This is a genomic window from Burkholderia arboris (genome assembly GCF_038723655.1).
Classification (GTDB): domain Bacteria; phylum Pseudomonadota; class Gammaproteobacteria; order Burkholderiales; family Burkholderiaceae; genus Burkholderia; species Burkholderia arboris.
Window position 1 is genome coordinate 1868909 of record NZ_CP109821.1, and the last position, 22758, is coordinate 1891666.

The following is a 22758-nucleotide window of genomic DNA, read 5'->3' on the forward strand; positions in this document are numbered from 1 at the left end:
AACGCGCAGCGGCACGGCGGCTGCGCATCGCAACACATGGCAGGAAATCGAACGATGGGGAAGGGTGCATGACGGCGTGGCTGACGGTAGTGGGCATCGGCGACGACGGTTACGCGGGGCTCGGGCGCAGCGCACGACGCGCGCTGCTCGACGCGATGCGCGTGGTCGGTGCGAAACGGCATCTCGACATGCTGCCGGCACGGCTGCGTGCCGAACGCGAAGCGTGGCCGTCGCCGTTCGATCTCGCGGGCGTGCTCGCGCGGCGCGGCTCGCCCGTATGCGTGCTCGCGAGCGGCGACCCGATGCTGTTCGGCGTGGGCGCGACGCTCGCGCGCCAGCTTTCCCCCGACGAATGGCGCGTGCTGCCCGCGCCGTCGTCGCTGTCGCTCGCGGCCGCGCGCCTGGGCTGGGCGCTGCAGGACGTCGGCGCGGTCTCGCTTGTCGGGCGTCCGCTCGCGACGCTCGCGCAGCACCTGCTGCCGGGGCGGCGCCTGTTCGTACTGAGCGCCGACGGCCGCACGCCGGCCGCCGTCGCGGCCGAGCTCGCCGCACGCGGCTTCGGGCCGACGCGCATCAGCGTGTTCGAACATCTGGGCGGCCCGCTCGAACGGCGTCTCGACGGCCTCGCGCAGGACTGGACCGTCGCCGAAACGGCCGCGCTCAACCTCGTCGCGCTCGACTGCCAGGCCGGCCCCGACGCGCCGCGCCGCGCGCTCACGCCCGGCCTGCCCGACGATGCATACCGCCACGACGGCCAGCTCACCAAGCGCGACCTGCGCGCGATGACGCTCGGCCGCCTCGCGCCCGCGCACGGCGAGCTGCTGTGGGACGTCGGCGCGGGCAGCGGCTCGATCGGCATCGAATGGATGCGCGCGCATCCATCCTGCCAGGCAATCGCGATCGAGGCGCATGCGGAACGGCAGCGTTTCATCGAACACAACCGTGATGCGCTCGGCGTGCCGGGCCTGCAACTCGTCGCGGGCCGCGCACCCGATGCGCTTGCGGGGCTCGCCACGCCCGACGCGATCTTCATCGGCGGCGGTGCGACGGCGCCCGGCGTGCTCGACGCGTGCTGGTCGTCGCTGAAACCCGGCGGCCGGCTGGTCGCGAACGCGGTCACGCTGCAGGGCGAGATGGCGCTCGCCGCGTGGCGCGACGCGCACGGCGGCACGCTCACGCGCGTGTCGCTCGCGCATGCGGAGCCGCTCGGCCGCTTCGACACGTGGCGCCAGCCGCTGCCGGTCACGCTATATGACGTGCGCAAGCCCGACACGGACGACAGGGCCGATGCGATCGCCACGGCCAGCGCGTCGAATCCGGCGAACGCAACGGACGCGTGATGCGCGACGAAACCCCCGAACAGCCCGCGCCGCTGCGCTTCGGCTATACGACCGGCAGCTGCGCGACCGCGACGTCGCTCGCCGCCGCGCGGCTGCTGCTCGCGGGCCAGGCGGACGACGCGGTCGAGATCGTGCTGCCGAAGGGGCAACGCGTGATGATGCGGCTCGAGTTCTGCCGCACCACGGCCGACGGCGCCGAAGCCGGCACGATCAAGGATGCCGGCGACGATCCGGACGTCACGCACGGCGCGCTGATCTTCGCGCGCGTCGCGCTCGCGGCGGCGCCCGGCGTGCGCTTTCATGCGGGGCCGGGCGTCGGCACGGTCACCCGCGCGGGGCTGACGCTGCCCGTCGGCGAACCGGCGATCAACCCGGTGCCGCGTCAGATGATGACGACCCACCTGGAAGCGCTCGCGGCAGAACAGGGCTACGCGGGCGGCTTCGACGTGACGATCGGCGTCGAAGGCGGCGAGGCACTGGCACTGAAGACGATGAATCCGCGTCTGGGCATCGTCGGCGGGCTGTCGATCCTCGGCACGACCGGCATCGTGCGGCCGTTCTCGTGTTCCGCCTATATCGCGTCGATTCACCAGGGCATCGATGTCGCACGCGCAAACGGCATCGCGCATATCGCCGCGTGCACGGGCAACGCGAGCGAGGACGCGATGCGTGCGCACTACCACCTGCCCGACATGGCGCTGATCGAGATGGGCGATTTCGCGGGCGCGGTGCTCAAGCACCTGCGGCGCGCGCCGGTTGCGCGCCTGTCGATGTGCGGCGGGTTCGGCAAGCTCAGCAAGCTCGCGGCCGGTCACCTCGACCTGCACAGCCGCCATTCGAGCATCGACCTGCCGCTGCTCGCACAATGGGCGGCCGACGCCGGCGCGAGCGATGCGCTGCAGGCCGCGATGCGCGCCGCGAACACGAGCCAGGAAGCGCTGAAGCTTGCACAGGCCGACGGCGTGCCGCTCGGCGATCTCGTCTGCGCACAGGCGTTGCGCGTCGCACGCGATATCGTGCCGCCGTCGGTCGCCGTCGAGATGTTCGCGATCGACCGTCAGGGGCGCTTCGTCGGGGAGGCGCGATGAGCGCGCGGATCCTGCTGCTCGGCGGCACCGGCGACGCGCTGAAAATCGCGCGCGCGCTCGGCCCGCATCACGTCTATAGCCTGGCCGGTCTCGGCAAGACCCCCGACGACCTGCGCTGCGCCGTGCGCGTCGGCGGTTTCGGCGGGGCCGCCGGCTTGGCCGCGTATCTTCGCGACGCCGGCATCGGCCTCGTGATCGATGCAACGCATCCGTATGCCGCGCAGATCAGCGCGAACGCCGCTGCCGCGACCCGCGACGCCGGTGTGCCGCTCTGGGCGTTGCGACGCGCGCCCTGGATGCCGCAACCGGGTGACGACTGGCGGATGGTCGACGACTGGGCCGGCATCGAAGCTGCGCTCGCACCGTTCAGGCGGCCGCTGTTCACGCTCGGCCGCGAACCGCTCGCGCATCTCGATGCGATCCCGCCGCATCAGTTCTGGCTCGTGCGCTGCCTCGACGCGCATCCCGGCAACGCGCATGCGCAGATCCTCGCCGCACGCGGGCCGTTCACGCCCGACGGCGAACGGGCGCTGTTCGCGCTGGCGGGCATCGACGTCGTCGTCAGCAAGAACAGCGGCGGTGCGGCCACCGAGGCCAAGCTCGACGTCGCGCGCGAGCGCAGGCTGCCGGTCGTGATGCTGCGCCGGCCGCCGCTGCCCGACGCCGACCGCGCATTCGACTCGGCCGCGACATTGCTCGACGCACTCGATCCGGCCGCGCGCGCATGACGCGGCGCAGCGGATCATCCAACGAATTGACGGAGAATTTTCGATGACGGTGTATTTCATCGGCGCGGGGCCCGGCGACCCGGAGCTGATCACGGTGAAGGGCCAGCGCCTCGTGCGCACGTGCCCGGTGATCCTGTATGCGGGCTCGCTGGTGCCGGCGGCCGTGCTCGACGGTCATTGCGCGGAGCAGGTCGTCAACACGGCCGAACTCGACCTCGACGCAATCGTCGCGCTGCTCGCGGCCGCACATGCGAAAGGGCAGGACGTGGCGCGCGTGCATTCGGGCGACCCATCGCTGTACGGCGCGATCGGCGAGCAGATCCGCCGGCTGAAGGCGCTCGGGATTCCGTATGAAATCGTGCCGGGCGTGACGGCCACGGCCGCCTGCGCGGCGACGCTCGGCGTCGAGCTGACGCTGCCCGGGGTCGCGCAGACGGTGATCCTCACGCGCTTCGCGGGCAAGACGACGATGCCGGAAGGCGAGGCGCTCGGCTCGCTCGCCGCACACCGCGCGACGCTCGCCATCCATCTCGGCGTGCGTCATCTCGCGCGCATCGTCGACGAAGTGTTGCCGCATTACGGCGCGGATTGCCCGGTCGCGGTGATCTATCGCGCGAGCTGGCCCGACGAGGCGCGCGTGACCGGCACGCTGGCGGACATCGTCGCCAGGGTGCAGGGCACGCAGATCGAGCGCACCGCGCTGATCCTGATCGGACGCGTGCTCGATGCCGAAGGGTTCGCGGATTCGACGCTGTACGCGAGCGCCGGCTGATTACGCGCGCGCCGTGACCGGCGCGGCGCGGCGTGCCGTGCCGGTCACGCAGACGTGTGTCGAGCGCGGCGCCGATCGTGATCGCGCCGCCGACGAAACGGACCGGCGATGCCGTCTCGCCGAGGATCGGGATCGACGCGGCAATGCGGACGACGGGGAACCTGCAACAGGCGATCCGCGGGTGCCGGCGGTGCGACGAAGATGCGTGCGACTTGCGGCGGCGTCCGTCCGGGCGGGCCTGCCGACGGTTCGTCGCGGAGCGGGAAGCGGGCGGCTGACGGCTAACGCGAGGGCAGTCGCCTAGGCGCGCGCAACCTGCCGCGCCAACCGCGGCGCAAACCCGGCCGCCAGCGCGAACAGCACGACACACAGGCACGCCATCGCGATCCACGCAGGCGTCAAATCCGCGAGATGCTGGCGCACGATACCGGCCGCGAACGGGAACGATCCGGCGATCAAATAGCCGAGACCCTGCACGAACCCCGTCAACGATGCGGCATCGGCCGGCGTCGCCGCATGGTCGACCGTGACGATCAGCGACAGCGGAAACAGCGCGCCGATTCCCGCGCCGAGCAGCAGCGCGGCCGGCAGCGCGAGCGCTTCGGGCGCGGCCAGCATCACCAGCAACCCGGCCAACAGCGACACGATCGCCGCATGCAGCGCAGGCCGGCGATCGGGCAGGCGGTCGATCGTCGCCGAGATCGTCAACCCCGCGACGACTTCCGCGAGCGTCACGCCGCCGAGCAGGCTGCCGGCCGCCGTCGGCGACCAGCCGAGCCGCATGTAGTACGGCGGCAGCCAGGCGAGCACGAGCGTGTAGGCGCCCGTCGCGATCCCGAAGAACAGCGCGAGCCGCCATGCGCGCGGCGAGCGCGACGGCTGCGCATTCGACGTCGAGGCCGGCGCGGCGGCAAAGCCGTCGCCGCCGCGGCTGGCAAGCGGCCACGCGAGCGCGGCCACCACGGCCGGCAGCGCCCAGCCCGCGAGTGCGGCGAGCCAGCCCCAGCGCGCTGCAGCGAACGGCGCGACGACGCTTGCGAGCACTGCACCGCCCATGATCGACGTCGAATAGACGCCCATCGCGCCGCCGATGCGCGTCGCGAAATGCGCCTTCACGAAGCCGGGCAGCAGCGCCTGCACCATCGCGATCCCGACGCCCGCGCAGCAGGCGCTCGCGAGCAGCAGCCACGCGTGCTGCGCGCCGATCCGCGACACGCAGGCCAGCCCGATCAGCGCGACACCCAGCCAGACGCCGCCCGCGATGCCGGTAACGCGCTGCAGGCGCCGCGCGCCCAGTGCGCCGAGCCCCATCAGCAGGATCGGGATCGTCGTCAGCAGGCTGGCCGTGCCGTCGCCGATACCGGTCGCGCGCTGGATCATGTCGAGCAGCGGGCCAACCGCGGCCAGCGCGGGCCGCAGGTTCAGCCCGACGAGCACGATGGCGGCAAGCCGCCATCCGGGGGAAGTGAAGCGATTCATCGGCGAGGCCCTCGATATCGGTGACGGCTGCCAACGAGGCGCCGTGCGTTTTCAGGTAAAGTATCTCGACATCAAGATAAATGCTGATTTATCTCGACGTCAAGATAACTGGTGAGCCGAGGAGGGTTAATGGATCGAGCCGCGCATGCGCTCGCGCAATGGCGCGCCGAGCGTCCGGATCTGGACGCGTCGTCGATGGTGGTGATGGGGCGGCTGCAGGAAGCCGCGCTCGTGATCGCGCGCGACCGTCTCAATCCGCTGTTTGCGCGCTACGGGATGCAGCCGGGCGAATTCGACGTGCTCGCGACGCTGCGGCGCGGCGGGGCGCCGTTCGCGCTGACGCCGACGGCGTTGTACGACGCGCTGATGATGTCGTCGGGCGGGATGACCGCGCGCATCGACCGGCTGCAGAAGGCCGGCTGGGTCGAGCGGCGGCCGAACCCGGCCGACGGGCGCGGCACGCTCGTCGCGCTGACGGACACCGGCCGCGCGCTGATCGACGACGCGGTCGTCGCGCACCTCGACAACCAGCGCGCGCTGCTGGCCGCGCTGTCGGACGCGGAACAGGCCCAGTTGTCGCAATTGCTGGGCAAGCTGCTGACGGGGCTGGAAAGTCCTGTGCCGGAAGCGCCGCCGGAGGCGTGACGCGGACGCGTCGCGCGGGCAAAAAAACGCCCGCCGTGCAATGCGGCGGGCTCGCGCAGCGCGCGGGCCGCACACGGCGCGCCCGCGCGGCTGCCCGGTCGCTTAACCGCGTGCCGGAATGTTGAGCCCGCGTGCGACGGCCGGGCGCGCGACGAACGCGTCGAGCGCGCGTGCGACGTGCCGGAATTCGCTGAAGCCGACCAGGTCGCCCGCTTCGTAGAAACCGACGAGGTTGCGCACCCACGGGAAGATCGCGATGTCGGCGATCGTGTAGGTATCGCCCATCACCCACTGACGGTTCGCGAGATGCGCGTCGAGCACGGCGAGCAGGCGCTTCGACTCGTCGACGTAGCGGTCGCGCGGACGCTTGTCTTCGAAGTCGCGGCCGGCGAACTTGTGGAAGAAGCCGAGCTGGCCGAACATCGGCCCGATGCCGCCCATCTGGAACATCACCCACTGGATCGTCTCGTAGCGGCCGGCGAGATCCTTCGGGATCAGCTGGCCCGTCTTGTCCGCGAGATAGATCAGGATCGCGCCCGATTCGAACAGCGGCAGCGGCTTGCCGTCGGGGCCGTTCGGGTCGATGATCGCCGGGATCTTGTTGTTCGGGTTCAGCGACAGGAATTCGGGCGACAGCTGGTCGTTCGTGTCGAAGCGCACGAGGTGCGGCTCGTAAGGCAGGCCGGTTTCCTCGAGCATGATCGACACCTTGACGCCGTTCGGCGTCGGCAGCGAGTACAGCTGGAGACGGTCGGGATGCTGGGCCGGCCACTTGTGCGTAATCGGGAAGGCGGACAGATCGGGCATGAAGGTTCGCTCGTCGAAGTGAAGGATCCGCGCGCCGTCCGTGCCACCGCGCTCGCGCACGATCCGCGGCGCGGCGGCGGGCCGGCGCGCGCCAAAGACGCCCACTGTAGCCGATCCCCGGAATCGATGCAGGCGCCGGCCTCGGCCGGCCGCCGCCACCCCGCCCGAAGCCGTCAGAAGTTGTGCCGCAGCCCGATCATCGCGGCCGTCGTGCCGACGCCGGGCGCGACCGGCTGCCCGTACACGAGCATCTGGTCCATCGTGCCGCGGTTGTTCACGCGGCCGACCTGCGCATAGACCATCGTCCGCTTCGACAGGCTGTAGTCGGCCGCGAGCACAACCGCCGTCGAACGGTTCTCCGAGCGGTTGCGATCCTTCAGGTAGTACACGGCGGACGTGACCTGCAACGCGGGCGTGAAGCGGTATCCGACGCCGGCCGACAGCATGTCGAGGTTCACCTTGTCCGCATGCGACGGATTCCTGCCGTTGCCGTACGACGCCGACACCGAAAAGTCGTGGATCGTGTATTTCGCGCCGACGTAAAAAAAGCGATTGTTGTCGACGCCGGTCGGCGCGACGCCCGGCGCCGGATTCGTATCGTGCCCGTTGTAATAGACGGCCGACGCGTTCAGCCCGTAGTTCGCATACCTGAGCACGACGGACTCGCGCGTGCCGCCCTGGAACTGCCCGGCGACGCCGCCCGGCGCGTATTCGAGTGCGATCGTCGCGCCCGCGAACGCCGGCGACTGATAGACGAGCGCATTGCTGTCGTACAGCGCGCCGATCGCGCCGTTGGTGCTCGTGCCCGGCCAGCCGGCGGCGGTGTTCAGGCCGAGCCATGCGGTCAGCACGCTGCCGAAGAACTGCGCGTTGCGCACGTCGGTGTCGGCCATCGCATAGATCATCGGCACGATCTGGCGGCCGGCCGTAAACGAGCCGAACGGGCCCGACACGCCGAGCGACGCGACCTGGTTGAAGATCGCGACGGCGCCCGGCGTATCGCTCAGCTGCAGCTTGCCGGTCCCGCTGTCGAACGAACCCTGCAGCTTGAAGTTGACCTTGTAGCCGCCGCCGATGTCCTCGCTGCCGCGGATGCCCCAGAAGCTCGAATAGATGCCGCCGTCCTTCATGCGGAACACCTTGCCCGTATTCGGCGCGGTCGGGCTGAACGACGCAGCCGACGTGCTCTGGTACAGCAGGCCCGAGTCGATCACGCCGTAGAGCGTGACGGAGGATTGCGCGTGCGCGAGGGCCGAACAGCCGGCAAGCGCCGCGAGCGCGGCCAGTTTCGTCTTCATGAAGTCTCCGGGTTGTCATGGGCCGGACGGGATCGAGCCCGTCCGGGTAAAGCGGGGCAACATCGAGGCAGGCGGGAAGGCGCGACAAGCGGCGCCGGTGCGAGCCGTGCGGAAAGACTACGCAACGGCGGGCAGCCGCTCCCCCCCACGCACGGGGGGCAGGGTTGCGGAGAATCGAACGGGGAGGGACGGGCGGCTATGCGGCCAGGGGCAAGGGATTCAGGCCGATCTCAGGGCGCACTTTCGAGCAGCCCGAGCACCAGCGCGCGGCGCACCGCATGCTTGCGCGAGCTCGCGTCGAGCTTGCCGAACAGGTTCTTCAGGTGCCATTTCACGGTTTCCTCGCCGACGGCGAGCGCGACCGCGATCTCCTTGTTCGACAGGTTGCGTGCGAGCAGCTCGAGGATCGCGCGCTCCTTCGGCGTCAGCACGACGCTCGGCACCGCGCGCGGGCTCGCCGCACCGCGCGGGGCCGGCGGCACGATCCGCGGCTGCGGCAGCGCGTGCCGGGCGGGGCCGTCGCCGGCGAGCGCCTCGTCGCCGACGCGGCGCGCCCAGTCGGCGACGGCCGGATGCGCGTCGGCAAGCGTGCGCGTGAGTCCGAACATGTCGGCGAGATTCATCGCCTCGTCGAGCAGCGTGCGGCCGCCATGCCCCGACTGTTCGAGCGCGAACGCGCTGAGCGCCATGATCTCGATGCGCTCGCGCCCCATGCTCATTTCGCGGGCCAGCACGGCCGCTTCGTCGAGCGCCGCGCTCGCATCGTCCCAGCGGCGCGCGGCGAGCGCCGCGCCCGCATGCGCGGTCGCCTGCAGCAGCACGACGGGGCGCCGCCACAACGGCCCGTGCGCCGGAAATTGCGCCGCGGCGATCGCGTCGATCCGCTCGACGAGCGCATGGCAGGTGGCCTCGCGATAGCGCGCCGCGTGAATGCGCACCTGCTCGGCAAGGCTCGCGACCGACAGGCGCGGCAGCCGGCGCGCGACACCCATCGCGTCGAGCGCTTCGAGCAGGTCGATCGCGCGATGCTCGACGCCGCGCAGCAGCGCGATGCGCGCGGCCGTGCGATAGCCGAGCAGCACGGTATCGGGCGTGCCCGCGTGTTCGAGCACGTCGAGCCGGTTCGCGAGCAACGCGGCCGCCTGGTCGACGCGATCGGCCTCGTACGCGATGGCCGCGCACATCGCCGCGAACATGCAGGTCAGCGGATGGCGGCGCCCGAGATCGGCTTCCGCACGCGCCAGCGCCGGCGACAGCACGTCGTCCGCGAGCCGGATCTGGCCTTCGCGCAGGTAGCTCAGGCCCGCGATCAGCTCGCCCCAGCGGGCGACATAGCCGAACCCGGCCGCCGTTTCGCCGCGCGGTGCGGCCTGCTGGAAACGGCGCGCCTGCGCGGGTTCGCCGACGATGATCGCGCGCGCCGACAGCCGGTTCGCGTGTATCTGCGCGAGCCATGTCGCCGCCGGCGGCGTGAAGTCGGCCCACGGCTCGAACAGCTCGACGAAGCGGTCGATTTCGTCGGCGTAATACGCGGCCGCGCTGAGGATCAGCGCGCATTCGTAGCGCATCGCGGCCGGCGTGCCGCCATCCGCGAGGATCCCCGCGATCTGGCGCTGCGCCTCGACATGACGCTCGCCGAGCGCCAGCGCCCATGCGACCGCGATCCGTAGCGTCGGGCGCTTGTCGAGTTCCGCGTCGGGCAGCAGCGCGAGCCAGTCGAGCACATCGTTGATGCGGCCCTGCTTGATCGCATCCTCGAGGCAGCGCTGCGCGAGCGCGTACGCGGCCTCGAACTGGCCGGCCGCGTACGCGTGGCGCGCGGCTTCCTCGCTCATCCCGTGCGCATCGAGCCATGCGGCCGCGCGCGCATGCAGCGTGCTGCGCTCGACGTCGGAACGTGTGGCCAGGCGGTCGCGCAGCGTGTCGCGCACGAGCGGATGCAGCCGGCACCAGTCCGAATCGTCCGATGCAATGAACAGCGGCGTGTCGCGCGCAAGCCGTGCGAGCCGGTCGGGTGCGTTCGCATCGTCGAGCAGCGCCGCGCACAACGACGGATGCAGGCGATCGGCGACGCTCGTGCGTGTCAGGAACGCGGTGTCGTCAGCCGACTGGTTCGCGAGCAGCAGTTCGACGAGCCGGTCGCGCGTGCCGTCCATGCGTGCGGCGAGCGCGTCGACCGCCTGGCGCGGATCGGCCGAGCGCGCCATCGCGGCCATCGCGAGCTGCAGCCCGAGCGGCCAGCCGTCGACGCGTTCGAACAACCGCGCGCACCCGTCGGCGTCCACCCGTTGCGCGAAGCGCGCACCGACCAGCGCGATCGTCTCGTCGAGCGTGAAGCGCAGCCAGTCGGGGCCCGCGAGCGTGCATTGCCCGCCGGCGAGCAGATCGCCGGCCGCGTGATCGAGCCCGCGCCGCGCGGCGACGACGACATGCAGGTTCTGCGGCGCGTTGTGCAGCACGTAGATCAGCGCGTCGAGGCCGGCGCCCGGCAGCCGCTCGGCATCGTCGACGATCAGCAGCGCGTCCATCGACAGTTGCGCGACTTCCGCGAGCCACGCGGTCAGGCCGTCCAGCGCGCGCGCCGCACCGCCCGGGATCAGCCGCCCGAAGCCGGGCCGCGCGCAGCCGGTGCGCACGGCCTGCACGAGCCCCTGCAGCAGCCGCGGTGCGTCGTCGCGCTCGTCGGCCGACAGCCACACGACCGCGCGGCCGAGCGCAAGGGTTTCGCGGCGCCATTGCGCGAGCAGCGACGTCTTGCCGTACCCGGCCGGCGCCTGTACCAGCGTGACCGGCCGGCCGTCGAACGCCGGCGCGGCGAGGCTCAGCCGCGCGCGGGCGAGCAACTGCGCCGGCACGCGCGGCGCGGTCGTCTTCAGGACCAGTTCGGTGGGGGGCGCGTCGGCGCGATCGGGTGGGTGGGCCATCTGGGCAGCAGTCGGAATCCGGCGGGGCCGTGCGGGCCAGCGTCCGGGGTGGGCGTGGGGGGAAGGATCGGCCGAACCGTATTCGCCCGTCAATCCCCCCCGCGACGAGTGGGGCCGCACCGGCGCCGCGTCGATAGCATGGGTTCCGATACATGACGAACGCCGCGAGGAGGGCACCCATGAAGATCGTATCGAGCGGCACACGGCGCAGCGCGCCGACCGCCGGATAAGCGGAGCGGCGCGATGTACCGCCATCTGCTCGTGACGGTCGACGGCGTGCCCGGCGGCATCGACGCGATCGGCCATGCACTGGAACTGGCGCGGGCGGTCGGCGCGCGGGTCACGTTCGTCCTGCCCGCCGCCGCGCCGGACTCGCGTTTATCCGGAGCGCGGCTGCCGGAACACGGTGCGAAAGTGGAAGCCGCCGCGCGGGCGCAGGGCCTGTCCCATGCGATCGCGGGGGCCGGCCACCCGGCCAGCGGCGACGCATCGCCCGGCGCGCTTGCCGGCGAGCTCGGTTGCGACCTGATTGGCGTCGCGGCACTGCCGCCGGATGCCGATGCGGCGCAATGCACGCAACGGCAGCATCTGCTCGCGACGAGCGCCGTGCCGGTGCTGGTGTGCACGTCGCACCGGACGCCCGCCGAGGCGCGCGTGATGGCGCGTTGTCTCGATGCGCATCGCATGGCCGGCGTGCTGCTGCAGGCGCTGATGGGGTCCGGGCCAACGGCGAACGAACTGCAGCGGCAAGCGGTCGACGCACCGGGTGCACTGGCCTCGCTCGCCGCGCTGCAGGACGCGCGTTTCCGCACGGCCACCGAAGCGCGGCTCTTCGCGGCATTGCGCGTCCGCGCGGAGTGCGTCGCGGCCGAACTGGACGAACTCGACCGCCAGCGGCAGCGCGACGCGCAAGCGCTCGGCGCGCTCGCCCGGATCGCCGCAGACGGGCTGCCGTCGGCCGCGTTCGACGCAGCGCTGGCTCGCTATGCGCACGGCGCGTTCGAGCAGATGGGGCGGATGGAAGGCGTGATTTTCCCGGCCGCGCGGCGCTACCTGGGCGACGCGGACTGGAACGAACTGGACGAACCGCCGGTGGACCGCGCAACCGCGACGCCGCCGGGCATGACTGGACCTGACGATGCGCGACGCGCATCGGACTGACAACATACGGAGAACAAAATGGCACATGCAGTGCGATTCCACGAAACCGGCGGCCCCGACGTGCTGCGCTGGGAGGCAGTCGACGTCGGCGATCCGGGCGCCGGCCAGGTGCGCCTGCGGCACGAAGCGGTCGGCCTGAATTTCGCCGACACGTATTTCCGCAGCGGCCTGTATCCGGTGCCGCTGCCCGCCGGCATCGGCGTCGAGGCGGCCGGCGTGGTCGAGGCCGTCGGCCCCGGCGTGACGAACGTCGCCGTCGGCGATCGGGTGACTTACACGGGCTTCCTGAACACGCTTGGCGCGTACAGCACCGAGCGGTTGATCCCGGCCGCGCCGCTCGTCCGGCTGCCGGCCGGCATTTCGTGCGAGACCGCCGCCGCGATGACGATGCGCGGGCTCACGTCGGCCTATCTGCTGCGCCGCATCCACGCGTTTGCGCCGGGCGACACGATCCTGCTGCATGCGGCGGCCGGCGGCGTCGGGCTGATCGTGTCGCAATGGGCGAAGCTGCTCGGGCTCACGGTCATCGGCACCGTGTCGAGCGAGCACAAGGCCGCGATCGCCCGCGCCCACGGCTGCGACCATGCGATCGACTACAGCCGCGAGGACGTCGCGAAACGCGTGCGCGAACTGACGAACGGCGCAGGCGTCGACGTCGTGTTCGACAGCGTCGGCAAGGACACCTTCGAAGGCTCGCTCGATTCGCTGAAGCGGCGCGGGCTGATGGTGTGCGTCGGCACCGCGTCGGGCCCGATCCCGCCGTTCGATCCGCAGCGTCTCGCGATGAAGGGCTCGCTGTACCTGACGCGCCCGGCGCTGGCCGACTACATCGCCGATCCGGCCGAAAAGAACGACCTGGCCGGCGAACTGTTCGCGCACGTCGCGGCCGGCCGTATCAAGATCGGGATCAACCAGCGCTACGCGCTGCAGGACGCCGCGCAGGCACACCGCGATCTCGAATCGCGCAAGACGACCGGTTCGTCGGTGTTCATCGTCTGAGGAGACGCGCATGCGAGTCGAACCCCTGACCTGCGCGCTCGGCGCGGAACTGCTGGATGTGAGCCTCGCCGACGCCGTGCACGACGACGGCCTGTTCGCCGAAATCCGCGCGCAGTTGCTGCGGCATCGCGTGCTGTTCCTGCGTGACCAGGACATCACGCGCGCCGAACACGTTGCGTTCGCACGGCGCTTCGGCGAGCTCGAGGATCATCCGGTCGCCGGCAGCGATCCCGAGCACCCGGGGCTCGTGCGGATCTACAAGTCGCCCGACCAGCCGAACGACCGCTACGAGAATGCGTGGCACAGCGATGCGAGCTGGCGCGTGGCGCCGCCGTTCGGCTGTGTGCTGCGCTGCATCGAGGGTCCGCCGGTTGGCGGCGACACGATGTGGGCGAACATGGTGCTCGCTTACGAGAACCTGCCCGACCACGTGAAGCAGCAGATCGCCGACTTGCGCGCGCGCCACAGCATCGAGGCGAGCTTCGGCGCGGCGATGCCGATCGACAAGCGGCTCGCGTTGAAGGCGCAGTATCCGGATGCCGAGCATCCGGTCGTGCGCACGCATCCGGAAACCGGCGAGAAGGTGCTGTACGTGAACGCGTTCGCGACGCATTTCACGAACTTCCACACGCCCGGCCGCGTGCGCTTCGGCCAGGACGCGAACCCCGGCGCCGGCCAGTTGCTGCAATACCTGATCAGCCAGGCCACGATCCCCGAATACCAGGTGCGCTGGCGCTGGAAGAAGAACAGCGTCGCGATCTGGGACAACCGCAGCACGCAGCATTACGCGGTGATGGACTACCCGCCGTGCGTACGCCGGATGGAGCGCGCGGGCATCGTCGGCGACGTGCCGTTCTGAGCGCGCCCGCACCTTAACCGATCCGCAATCCCACATACGACGCGCCGGGCTCGCCGCCCGGCACGGCGGGATACGCACGCCCGTACGCCCGAAATACAACGATTTCCACTGGAGGACGACATGCAATTTCTCGACGATTCGCTGCACCCGGAAAACCAGGACAAGGTGGTCATCACGGTCGCGCCGTACGGCCCCGAATGGATGCCGGCCGATTTTCCGGAAGACATTCCGGTGACGATGGACGAGCACGTGCAGAAGGCCGTCGACTGCTACAACGCAGGCGCGACCGTGCTGCACCTGCATGTGCGCGAACTCGACGGCAAGGGCAGCAAGCGGCTGTCGAAATTCAACGAGCTGCTCGGCCGGCTGCGTGAAGCGGTGCCCGACATGATCCTGCAGGTCGGCGGCTCGATCTCGTTCGCGCCGGAAGGCGACGGCGCCGAAGCGAAATGGCTGTCCGACGACACGCGCCACATGCTCGCCGAGCTGACGCCGAAGCCCGACCAGGTGACGGTCGCGATCAACACCGTGCAGATGAACATCACCGAGCTGATGAACCGCAAGGACATCGCCGGCACGTCGCTGAACGAAGCCGCGCTGTGGGACGCGTACCGCGAGATGACGGTGCCGGCCGGCCCGGGCTGGGTCGACGAGCATCTGCGCCGGCTGCAGGCGGCCGGCATCCAGCCGCATTTCCAGCTGACCGGCATGCATGCGCTCGAAACGCTCGAACGGATCATCCGGCGCGGCGTCTACCGCGGCCCGCTGAACGTCACGTGGGTCGGCATCGGCGGCGGCTTCGACGGCCCCAATCCGTACAACTTCATGGAGTTCGTGCGGCGCTGCCCGGACGGCGCGTGCATCACGCTCGAATCGCTGATGAAGAACGTGCTGCCGATCAACACGGTCGCGATGGCGCTGGGCCTGCATCCGCGCTGCGGGATCGAGGACACGATCATCGACCAGAAGGGCAACCGGATGACGTCGGTGCAGCAGGTCGAGCAGTGCGCGCGGATTGCGCGCGAACTCGGCCGCGACATCGCGACCGGCAAGGAAGCGAAGGCGATCTACCGGATCGGCGTGCAGTACGACGGCGTCGACGAAACGCTCGCGCAGCTCGGCATGGCACCGAACCGCCGGCCGGGCCAGCTGAGCGTGCCGCTGCGCGCGGCCTGACGCGCAGCGCATCCGGGCGGCCCGCAAACGCCGCCCGCCGATCGATGTGGCGCGGCACCCATCCTCGCGCGGCGCGCGAGGCAAGCTCCGCCGGACGGAGCGGGGCCGCGCAAGCCGCGCCGGCGCATTGCCGCCCCGGTGCCGGAGGAGACACGCATGTTGATTCATCACGTCGAGCCGTCGCTGCAGGACCTGGCGGCCACCGAGCGGCGCGCGCCCGCGTATGCGTGGCTCGTGTTCGGACTGACCGTCGGGCTGCTGCTGTCGGACTACATGTCGCGGCAGGTGCTCAACGCGGTGTTTCCGCTGCTCAAGCACGCGTGGGCGCTGTCGGACACGCAGCTCGGCTCGCTGTCCGGCGTCGTTGCGCTGCTGGTCGGCCTGCTGACGTTTCCGCTGTCGGTGCTCGCCGACCGCTTCGGGCGCGTGCGCAGCATCGTGCTGATGGCCGCGTTGTGGAGCGTCGCGACGCTCGGCTGCGCGCTGTCGACCAACTACGCGGAAATGCTGGTCGCGCGCGGCCTCGTCGGGCTCGGCGAAGCCGCGTACGGCAGCGTCGGCGTCGCGCTGATCCTCAGCATCTTTCCGGCCCGGCTGCGCGCGACGCTGACCGGCGCGTTCATGGCCGGCGGCGCGTTCGGCTCGGTGTTCGGGATGGCGCTCGGCGGGCTGGTCGGCGCGCATCTCGGCTGGCGCTGGTCGTTCGGCGTGATGGCCGCGCTCGGCATCGTGCTGCTCGTCGCGTATCGCTGCGTGGTGACCGAGCGGCGGCTCGCCGCGTGCCGCGTCGAACCGTGCCGGCGCGACGCCGACGCGCCGCGCGGCCTGCGCGGCAGCGTGCGCGCGCTGATGGCGGGGCTGTTCGCGTCGCGCTCGGTGATCTGCGCGTATCTCGGCAGCGGGCTGCACCTGTTCGTGCCCGGCGCGCTGTTCGCGTGGCTGCCGAGCTACCTGAACCGCTACTACGCGATGGCGCCCGACCGTGCGGCCGTGCTCGCAGCCGGCTTCGTGCTGATCGCGGGCGTCGGGATGGTCGGCTGCGGCGTCGTCACCGACCGCGTCGGGTGTACCGACGGCTCGCGCAAATGGCTGACCGCGATCGCCTATTGCGTGCTCACCGGTGTTTGCCTCGCGATCGCGTTCCGGTTGCCGCCGGGGCCGCTGCAGCTCGCGTTGATCTGCGCGGGCATGCTGGTCGGCGCGGGCGCGTCCGGCGCATCGGGCGCGATGGTCGCGAACCTGACGCCGGCCGCGATCCATGCGTCGGCGTTCGCGACGCTCACGCTCGCGAACAACCTGCTCGGCATGGCGCCGGGCCCGCTGCTGACGGGGTGGGCCGCCGATCGCGCCGGCCTCGTCGGCGCACTGCAATGGATTCCCGTCGTGCCGCTCGCGGCCGCCGTGCTGTTCGCGATCGGACGCACGAGCTACGCGGCCGATCTCGCGCGCGTCGAACGCGAACGGCGCGCGTCTCAACTTTCCTGACCCCTTCCGGAGGCTGCATGACCCTGGCGACCGCGCCCACCATCCTGATCGTGCCCGGCTTGCGCGATCACGTCGAAGACCACTGGCAGACGCATCTCGAACGGCGCTTGCCGAATGCGCGCTCCGTCGCGCCGCTCGAAGCCGACAAGCTGAGCCGCGCCGCACGCGTTGCGGCACTCGATACGGCGCTGGCCGCGATCGACGGCCCCGTGATTCTCGTCGCGCACAGCGCGGGCGTGATGATTACCGTCCATTGGGCGCTGCAGGCCACGCGCGCGATCCACGGCGCGCTGCTCGCGGCGCCGGCCGATCTCGAGACGCCGATGCCCGCCGGCTATCCGTCGCCGGAAGCAATCGACGCACACGGCTGGACGCCCGTGCCGACGCAACGGCTGCCGTTCCCGAGCATCGTCGCCGCGAGCCGCAACGATCCGCTCGCGCGCTTCGAGCGCGCCGAGGCGTTCGCGGCCGGGTGGGGCAGCAAGCTCGTCGATCTCGGCGAGGTCCGACACCTGAACCCGGCGTCCGGGTATGGCGAGTGGCATGACGCCGAACGGCTGATCGGTGAAGTGGCGGCGCTCCGCGCGGCCTGACTGAAGATCTCTCCACCACGCGCCGGCCCGGCCGGGTTCCGGCGCGACTCCCGTCACCCTCAGCCGTGATACGGCCCCGAACCGATCGCATCTCGCCATTCACCGAGATATGACGTCCTAACACGACGCCCATTCGGCGCCGCGCCGCTGCACAATGTCGGTCAGCACGCCAATCGTTGACAAACGGAAGGTTTTTGTCAGGGAAAGTCCCGCCCCGCGCGTCGTGGTTTTTTGTTGACCGACATCGTATAACGCCGTCATGATTTCCTGAAAAGAAAGGTCCCATCCACCGACCGAAGTGAGGAGACATGAACACCACCACGATCGCTCGCCGTGTCCGCCGGATCGCACTCGCACTGGGTTTCACGCTGACGGCCGCGGCGGCCGTTGCAGCGCCCGTGTCACTGAACATCGTCGACGTCGCAGGCAACCTGCAGCTCACGCAGAAGGCCATCGAGGCGTTCCGGGACAAGAACCCGACCCTCGTGTCGAACGTCACGTTCACGAATGCGCCGGCGCCGCAGCTGCCGGGCAAGATCAAGGCGATGCAGGCGGCGGGGCGCTCCGACATCGACCTCGTGCTGACGGGCACCGACGCGCTGGCCGCGGGCATCGAACAGAATCTGTGGTTGAAACTCCTGCCCGACGACGCGGCCGCGTTCCCCGGCGTGCTCGACAAGTACGCGCCCGGCCCGCGCAAGATGCAGGATCTCGCGCAGGGCTTCGGCCTCGAAGTCACCTACATGCCGGCCGGCCCGCTGCTCGAATACAACCCGGCGAAGGTCAGCAACCCGCCGAAGACGCCCGACCAGCTGCTCGCCTGGTGCAAGGCGCACCCGAACAAGCTGATCTATGCGCGCCCGGCGAATTCGGGCCCCGGCCGCACGTTCCTGATGGGGCTGCCGTACGTGCTCGGCGACAAGAATCCGCAGGATCCGATCAACGGCTGGGACAAGACCTGGGCGTTCCTGAAGGCGCTGAACGACTGCGTGCCGTACTACCCGGGCGGCACGTCGGCGGTGATGAAGGAACTCGGCGAAGGCACGCGCGACATGACCGTGACCGTCACGGGCTGGGACCTCAACCCGCGCGCGCTCGGCATCGTGCCGGCCGAGTTCAAAATCCAGGCATTCGACAACATGACGTGGGTCAACGACGCCCACTACATGGTGATCCCGAAGGGCGTGCCGAAGGAAAAGCTCGACGTGCTGTTCAAGCTGATGAACTTCCTGCTCGAACCGGCGCAGCAGGCGATGACCTACGACGACGGCTATTTCTATCCGGGCCCCGCGGTGAAGGGCGTGACGCTCGAGATGGCGCCCGCGCACAGCCAGGAGGTGGTCCGCAAGTTCGGCCGCCCCGAGTACGCGAAGCTGCTCGCCGATCGCCCGCACGTGCAGCCGCTCAGCGCGCAGGCGATGGTCGCCGCGTTCCAGAAGTGGGACCGCGAGATCGGTTCGCAGAAGTCGAAGTGACGCCTGAACCGGCGGGCGCCGCGGCGCCCGCGTCGATGGAGTTCGCGGAATGAAGCACAGTTTCGAACGGTTACGGCTCGACGGCGTGTGCCGCAGTTTCACCAACTCGGAAGGCGCGCAGGTCGCCGCGCTGAACGGGCTCGACCTCGAGATCCGGCGCGGCGAATTCATCGCGCTGCTGGGCCCGTCGGGCTGCGGCAAGTCGACCGCGCTGAACTGCATCGCGGGGCTGCAGCCGCTGTCGAGCGGCGGCATCTGGCTCGACGACGCGCGCATCGACGTGCTGCCGCCCGAGCGCCGCGGCTTCGGGATGGTGTTCCAGAACTACGCGCTGTTTCCGCACATGTCGGTGCTCGACAACGTCGGCTTCGGCCTCAAGATGCGCGGCGTGCCGAAACAGGAAACGCGGCGGCGCGCGCAGCAGGCGCTCGAACTCGTGCAGCTCGTCGGCCACGAGGGCAAGCTGCCGGGACAACTGTCCGGTGGGCAGCAGCAGCGCGTCGCGATTGCGCGTGCAATCGTGATCGAGCCGCCGCTCGTCCTGATGGACGAGCCGCTGTCGAACCTCGACACGAAACTGCGCATCGAGATGCGTGCCGAGATCCGCCGCATCCACACGCAGCTCGAACGCGCGACGATCTACGTGACGCACGACCAGGATGAAGCGTTGTCGATGGCCGACCGCATCGTCGTGATGAAGGAGGGCGTCGTGCAGCAGGTCGCGTCGCCCAAGGACGTCTATACGCGCCCGCACAACCTGCATGTCGCGCGCTTCATGGGCTATCGCAACGTGCTGCCGTTCACGCTCGAAGGGATGGCCGGCGATGGCGTTCAAATCGCAGCCGGCGGGGTACGGCTCACGGGGATACCGATGGCCGGCTTCGACGCGAAGGATGTCGTGGTCGCACTGCGCCCCGACGACATCGAGCGCGCGGACGCGGGCGGCGACAACGCATTCGATGCGACCGTCGAAACGGTCGAATACGGCGGCCGCGATTCGCTGATCCGTGCGGTCACGCCGTTCGGCGCGATCTGGGCGCGTGTCGCCGGCGAATTCGCGGAAGGCGAGCGCTTGAGGCTGCGCATAGCGCCGTCGCGTACGCTCGTCTACGCCGCGGAGCCCGCATGAGCACGCTCGCGTCCGGCGCGCCGCGCGACCCGAAGGCGTGGCTCGTCACGCCCGCGCTTGCGTTCATCGTCGCGCTGTTCATCTATCCGTTCGCGTACGGCCTCGTGCTGTCGTTCCAGCCGATGAACGGCGGCGGCGCGCTCGCGAACTACGTGCAGTTCTTCACCGATACCGCGATGTGGCCGACCGTGCTCGTCACGCTGAAGCTCGCGGTGCCGGCGACGCTGCTCAACGTCGGCATCGCGGTGCCCGTCGCGTTCGCGCTGCGCCGCAATTCGCCGTACCGGAAATTCGTCACGACGCTGCTCGTGATTCCCGTCACGCTCGGCACGGTGCTCGTCGCCGACGGGATGCTCACGTATTTCGGGCCGAACGGCTGGTTTCCGCAGGCGCTGCAGGGGCTGCACCTGTACACCGACGAAGTGCGCCTCACGCACAACTACTGGGGCGTGCTGCTGTCGCTGATCGTGTCGGGCTTTCCGTTCGCGTTCCTGCTGATGCTGTCGTACATCAGCGGCATCGACCCGACGCTCGCGCGTGCGGCCGCGACGCTCGGCGCGAACCCGTGGCAACAGTTCCGGCAGATCTACCTGCCGCTGCTCGTGCCGGGGCTCACGATGGCCGCGTGCCTGTCGTTCGTGCAGGCGTTCTCGGTGTTCCCGTCGGCCGTGCTGCTCGGTGCGCCGGCCGGGCCGACACGCGTGATCTCGATCGCGGCGGCCGAAGCCGCATTCGAGAGCTACGACTATTCGCTCGCGTCGGCGATCGCGATCGTGATGGGCTTCGTGCAGTTGCTGGTGGTCGCGTCGATGCTCGGCGCGCGCCGCTTCTTCTATACGGGCGCGGTCACGGGAGGCAAGGGCTGATGGCGACCGACAATCATGCCGCGCGCACCTGGCCGCCGAAGCATGACGCGCCCGACGCGCGGCCCGTCGACGCAAGGAAACCGCACCGGATGAAAAGCAACCTCGCCGGCCGTGCCTGGAAGGCGCTCGTCTGGGGGCTGATGGCGTTCTTCCTGCTGAACGTGATGCTGCTGATCGCGACCGTCGCGGTGAATTCGGTCGCGACGCGCTGGTTCGGCACGCCGCTGCCGCAAGGCTTCACGCTGCACTGGTACGCGAAGGCGTGGGAGGACTTCCAGCTCGCGAGCGTGTTGTGGGTGACCGTCGAAGTCGTCGGCGCGGTCGTGCTGCTGTCGATCGCGCTCGGCGTGCCGGCCGCGTATGCGCTCGCGCGCGTGCAGTTTCGCGGCAAGCGCCTTGCGCTGCTGGTGTTCCTGCTGCCGCTGATGGTGCCGCCCGTCACGTACGGGATCCCGATGGCGACCGTGATGTACAAGATCGGGCTCGCGGGCACGCTGCCCGGCGTGATCCTCGCGAACCTCGTGCCGGCGCTGCCGTTCGTGATCCTCGTGATGACGCCGTTCATCGAGCAGATCGATCCGAACCTCGAAGCCGCCGCGCGCATCTTCGGCGCGAACACGTGGCGCTATTTCCGCTACGTGCTGCTGCCGCTGCTGGTGCCCGGCATGCTCGCGGCCGGGCTGCTGGTGCTGGTGCGCACGATCGGGATGTTCGAGCTGACGTTCTTCACCGCGGGGCCGAGCACGCAGACGCTCGTCGTCGCGCTGTATTACGCGGTGTTCTCGACCGGCGTGCGCGCGCCGCAGTCGATCGACGCGATGGCGATGATCTACATGGCGATCACGCTCGTGTGGGTCGTGATCGCGTTGCAGTTCGTGAGCCCGACGCAGCTGGTCAGCCGCGTGAAGCAGGAGCGTCAATAGGCGAGGGCGTCACACGGTCGTGCCGGCCATCCGTGCAATTGGTTACAAATGGATACCGCGCCCGGCACGCGGACGTTGCAGACTACGCGGCGTTCACCCGATCGACGGATATCCATGAAGTTTCAAACGCTGCTGACACTCGCCGGCGCCTCGACGCTGCTGGCCGCCTGCAACCTGCTCCACGACGGTCCCGGATCGAGCGACGTCGACGCGGCCGTGCGCCGCGCGCTCGAAGCGGAAAACCACGGCGGCCTGAACGCGCTGTTCGGCCAGCCGCTGCCCGTATCGGCCGATGTCGTGTCGGCCAAGCCCGACGGCGACTGCAAGAAGCTCGGCGATCGCACGTATTCGTGTGACGTCGTCGTCACGTGGCGCAACGCCGATTACTCGCCGTCGCGCGCGAACCTGACCTTCGTGAAGGCCGCCGACGGCTCGTGGCAGACCTCGGGCGTCGATGCGGCGCTCGTGACGGGCACCGCGAAATCGCTGATCGACCATATCGGCAAGGCCTGGCCGGGCAATGCGGCCAGCGGCGCGTCGGCGCCGCAGTGACGCGCCGGCTGCCAGCCTTCTTCTCCTTCTCCCGGCACGCGGCCCCGGCCTGGCAGGCCGCCCCGTCTCGCGGCTTGGTCTGAAAAGGGGCGCGAGCACCTGGCCCGATCTCGATTGAATGCATCCTCGGTATGCGGGCTGACTTATAGGGAAAACCCTTATCTCAGGGTATAATCACGGCCTAAGAGAAAGGTCGAACCATGCCTGAACGTTTCCAAACCCTTGAAAAATTTGTGTTTTCCCTCGTCGTGATGTCCGCCGTCATGTGCTCGGCATTCCTCGCGTACGAGCGTCACCCCGAGATCAAGATCGCGCTGCACGAAGGCGAAGCGCTGATGCGCGAGAGCGCCAAGTACTCGGTGATCTGCTCGCCGTCCAAGGTCGATCCTTGCGTCGAGATGTCCGCATACTGAGCGGCTTTCCGGATTAGCCCTACCGCGTCGTCGGCCTGAATTCCCC

At 70.0% G+C, this 22758-nt stretch carries 21 protein-coding genes; 17 read left to right on the forward strand and 4 right to left on the reverse strand.

Annotation, left to right across the window (positions count from 1 at the left end):
• Positions 1–68 precede the first annotated feature (68 nt).
• Genes cbiE through cobM form a run of 4 tightly spaced genes read left to right on the forward strand, consistent with a single transcriptional unit; the run spans position 69 to position 3928 of the window.
• The gene (gene cbiE / locus OHZ10_RS08825; RefSeq protein WP_342702104.1) at positions 69–1340 is read left to right on the forward strand and encodes a precorrin-6y C5,15-methyltransferase (decarboxylating) subunit CbiE; all 1272 of its coding nucleotides are present in this window, start codon (positions 69–71) and stop codon (positions 1338–1340) included.
• On the forward strand, positions 1340–2428 hold the full coding sequence (locus OHZ10_RS08830) for a cobalt-precorrin-5B (C(1))-methyltransferase (RefSeq protein ID WP_342702105.1): 1089 nt from the start codon (positions 1340–1342) through the stop codon (positions 2426–2428). The genes cbiE and OHZ10_RS08830 overlap by 1 nt, the downstream gene beginning before the upstream one ends.
• Positions 2425–3156 carry a cobalt-precorrin-6A reductase gene (locus OHZ10_RS08835; RefSeq protein ID WP_342702106.1) on the forward strand — a complete coding sequence of 244 codons (732 nt, stop codon included), beginning with the start codon at positions 2425–2427 and terminating at the stop codon, positions 3154–3156. The genes OHZ10_RS08830 and OHZ10_RS08835 overlap by 4 nt, the downstream gene beginning before the upstream one ends.
• Before the next feature lie 43 nt (positions 3157–3199).
• Positions 3200–3928 (forward strand): precorrin-4 C(11)-methyltransferase, encoded by a 729-nt coding sequence (gene cobM / locus OHZ10_RS08840; protein WP_174991500.1) that lies wholly within the window; start codon positions 3200–3202, stop codon positions 3926–3928.
• A gap of 300 nt (positions 3929–4228) precedes the next feature.
• Here cobM and OHZ10_RS08845 read toward each other — a convergent pair whose 3' ends face one another.
• The gene (locus OHZ10_RS08845) at positions 4229–5407 is read right to left on the reverse strand and encodes an MFS transporter (protein ID WP_342702108.1); all 1179 of its coding nucleotides are present in this window, start codon (positions 5405–5407) and stop codon (positions 4229–4231) included.
• Between the two features lie 129 nt (positions 5408–5536).
• Between OHZ10_RS08845 and OHZ10_RS08850 the strand changes: the two genes are divergently transcribed.
• A complete protein-coding gene (locus tag OHZ10_RS08850) occupies positions 5537–6052 on the forward strand; it encodes a MarR family transcriptional regulator (protein WP_342702110.1) in 516 nt (171 codons plus the stop codon).
• A 102-nt stretch (positions 6053–6154) separates the two neighbouring features.
• On the opposite strand, the gene OHZ10_RS08855 is transcribed toward OHZ10_RS08850, so the two are convergent.
• From OHZ10_RS08855 to OHZ10_RS08865, 3 genes are all read right to left on the reverse strand, one after another.
• Positions 6155–6859: a glutathione S-transferase N-terminal domain-containing protein gene (locus OHZ10_RS08855; RefSeq protein WP_059236757.1), complete on the reverse strand. Its 705-nt coding sequence runs from the start codon at positions 6857–6859 to the stop codon at positions 6155–6157.
• Positions 6860–7032: 173 nt separating this feature from the next.
• Positions 7033–8157 carry a porin gene (locus OHZ10_RS08860; protein ID WP_342702113.1) on the reverse strand — a complete coding sequence of 375 codons (1125 nt, stop codon included), beginning with the start codon at positions 8155–8157 and terminating at the stop codon, positions 7033–7035.
• 230 nt (positions 8158–8387) lie between these two features.
• Entirely contained in the window at positions 8388–11081 is a 2694-nt protein-coding gene (locus tag OHZ10_RS08865) for a LuxR C-terminal-related transcriptional regulator (RefSeq protein WP_342702115.1), read from the reverse strand.
• 243 nt (positions 11082–11324) lie between these two features.
• On the opposite strand from OHZ10_RS08865, the gene OHZ10_RS08870 reads away from it, so the two are divergent.
• From OHZ10_RS08870 to OHZ10_RS08925, 12 genes are all read left to right on the forward strand, one after another.
• A complete protein-coding gene (locus tag OHZ10_RS08870; RefSeq protein ID WP_342702117.1) occupies positions 11325–12242 on the forward strand; it encodes a universal stress protein in 918 nt (305 codons plus the stop codon).
• Between the two features lie 18 nt (positions 12243–12260).
• Positions 12261–13241 (forward strand): quinone oxidoreductase, encoded by a 981-nt coding sequence (locus OHZ10_RS08875; protein ID WP_342702118.1) that lies wholly within the window; start codon positions 12261–12263, stop codon positions 13239–13241.
• Between the two features lie 10 nt (positions 13242–13251).
• Positions 13252–14100: a TauD/TfdA dioxygenase family protein gene (locus tag OHZ10_RS08880; protein WP_174991505.1), complete on the forward strand. Its 849-nt coding sequence runs from the start codon at positions 13252–13254 to the stop codon at positions 14098–14100.
• A gap of 120 nt (positions 14101–14220) precedes the next feature.
• On the forward strand, positions 14221–15276 hold the full coding sequence (locus OHZ10_RS08885; RefSeq protein ID WP_059234172.1) for a 3-keto-5-aminohexanoate cleavage protein: 1056 nt from the start codon (positions 14221–14223) through the stop codon (positions 15274–15276).
• A gap of 156 nt (positions 15277–15432) precedes the next feature.
• Complete coding sequence (locus tag OHZ10_RS08890) at positions 15433–16761, forward strand: MFS transporter (protein ID WP_342702121.1); 1329 nt, start codon at positions 15433–15435, stop codon at positions 16759–16761.
• Positions 16762–16778: 17 nt separating this feature from the next.
• Positions 16779–17354, forward strand: coding sequence for an RBBP9/YdeN family alpha/beta hydrolase (locus tag OHZ10_RS08895; RefSeq protein ID WP_342702122.1), 576 nt, complete (start codon positions 16779–16781; stop codon positions 17352–17354).
• Positions 17355–17662: 308 nt separating this feature from the next.
• On the forward strand, positions 17663–18829 hold the full coding sequence (locus OHZ10_RS08900; protein ID WP_342702124.1) for an ABC transporter substrate-binding protein: 1167 nt from the start codon (positions 17663–17665) through the stop codon (positions 18827–18829).
• A 49-nt stretch (positions 18830–18878) separates the two neighbouring features.
• The gene (locus OHZ10_RS08905; RefSeq protein WP_059234168.1) at positions 18879–19958 is read left to right on the forward strand and encodes an ABC transporter ATP-binding protein; all 1080 of its coding nucleotides are present in this window, start codon (positions 18879–18881) and stop codon (positions 19956–19958) included.
• Positions 19955–20824, forward strand: a complete 870-nt coding sequence (locus tag OHZ10_RS08910; RefSeq protein WP_342702127.1) for a sugar ABC transporter permease — start codon at positions 19955–19957, stop codon at positions 20822–20824. Before OHZ10_RS08905 ends, OHZ10_RS08910 begins: the two co-directional genes overlap by 4 nt.
• Entirely contained in the window at positions 20824–21747 is a 924-nt protein-coding gene (locus OHZ10_RS08915; RefSeq protein ID WP_059234166.1) for an ABC transporter permease, read from the forward strand. Before OHZ10_RS08910 ends, OHZ10_RS08915 begins: the two co-directional genes overlap by 1 nt.
• A gap of 114 nt (positions 21748–21861) precedes the next feature.
• Positions 21862–22299 (forward strand): hypothetical protein, encoded by a 438-nt coding sequence (locus OHZ10_RS08920; protein WP_059234165.1) that lies wholly within the window; start codon positions 21862–21864, stop codon positions 22297–22299.
• 200 nt (positions 22300–22499) lie between these two features.
• On the forward strand, positions 22500–22712 hold the full coding sequence (locus OHZ10_RS08925) for a hypothetical protein (RefSeq protein ID WP_047900698.1): 213 nt from the start codon (positions 22500–22502) through the stop codon (positions 22710–22712).
• Positions 22713–22758 lie beyond the last annotated feature (46 nt).

Bases quoted from the DNA above. Each gene is read 5' to 3' on its own strand.
- OHZ10_RS08835 (WP_342702106.1), top strand. From the start codon at position 2,425: ATGAGCGCGCGGATCCTGCTGCTCGGCGGCACCGGCGACGCGCTGAAA.
- OHZ10_RS08860 (WP_342702113.1), bottom strand. From the start codon at position 8,157: ATGAAGACGAAACTGGCCGCGCTCGCGGCGCTTGCCGGCTGTTCGGCC.
- OHZ10_RS08885 (WP_059234172.1), top strand. From the start codon at position 14,221: ATGCAATTTCTCGACGATTCGCTGCACCCGGAAAACCAGGACAAGGTG.
- OHZ10_RS08905 (WP_059234168.1), top strand. From the start codon at position 18,879: ATGAAGCACAGTTTCGAACGGTTACGGCTCGACGGCGTGTGCCGCAGT.
- OHZ10_RS08895 (WP_342702122.1), top strand. From the start codon at position 16,779: ATGACCCTGGCGACCGCGCCCACCATCCTGATCGTGCCCGGCTTGCGC.
- OHZ10_RS08845 (WP_342702108.1), bottom strand. From the start codon at position 5,407: ATGAATCGCTTCACTTCCCCCGGATGGCGGCTTGCCGCCATCGTGCTC.
- OHZ10_RS08855 (WP_059236757.1), bottom strand. From the start codon at position 6,859: ATGCCCGATCTGTCCGCCTTCCCGATTACGCACAAGTGGCCGGCCCAG.
- OHZ10_RS08880 (WP_174991505.1), top strand. From the start codon at position 13,252: ATGCGAGTCGAACCCCTGACCTGCGCGCTCGGCGCGGAACTGCTGGAT.
- OHZ10_RS08870 (WP_342702117.1), top strand. From the start codon at position 11,325: ATGTACCGCCATCTGCTCGTGACGGTCGACGGCGTGCCCGGCGGCATC.
- OHZ10_RS08900 (WP_342702124.1), top strand. From the start codon at position 17,663: ATGAACACCACCACGATCGCTCGCCGTGTCCGCCGGATCGCACTCGCA.
- OHZ10_RS08890 (WP_342702121.1), top strand. From the start codon at position 15,433: ATGTTGATTCATCACGTCGAGCCGTCGCTGCAGGACCTGGCGGCCACC.
- OHZ10_RS08925 (WP_047900698.1), top strand. From the start codon at position 22,500: ATGCCTGAACGTTTCCAAACCCTTGAAAAATTTGTGTTTTCCCTCGTC.
- OHZ10_RS08850 (WP_342702110.1), top strand. From the start codon at position 5,537: ATGGATCGAGCCGCGCATGCGCTCGCGCAATGGCGCGCCGAGCGTCCG.
- cobM (WP_174991500.1), top strand. From the start codon at position 3,200: ATGACGGTGTATTTCATCGGCGCGGGGCCCGGCGACCCGGAGCTGATC.
- OHZ10_RS08920 (WP_059234165.1), top strand. From the start codon at position 21,862: ATGAAGTTTCAAACGCTGCTGACACTCGCCGGCGCCTCGACGCTGCTG.
- OHZ10_RS08875 (WP_342702118.1), top strand. From the start codon at position 12,261: ATGGCACATGCAGTGCGATTCCACGAAACCGGCGGCCCCGACGTGCTG.
- OHZ10_RS08830 (WP_342702105.1), top strand. From the start codon at position 1,340: ATGCGCGACGAAACCCCCGAACAGCCCGCGCCGCTGCGCTTCGGCTAT.
- OHZ10_RS08915 (WP_059234166.1), top strand. From the start codon at position 20,824: ATGGCGACCGACAATCATGCCGCGCGCACCTGGCCGCCGAAGCATGAC.
- OHZ10_RS08865 (WP_342702115.1), bottom strand. From the start codon at position 11,081: ATGGCCCACCCACCCGATCGCGCCGACGCGCCCCCCACCGAACTGGTC.
- cbiE (WP_342702104.1), top strand. From the start codon at position 69: ATGACGGCGTGGCTGACGGTAGTGGGCATCGGCGACGACGGTTACGCG.
- OHZ10_RS08910 (WP_342702127.1), top strand. From the start codon at position 19,955: ATGAGCACGCTCGCGTCCGGCGCGCCGCGCGACCCGAAGGCGTGGCTC.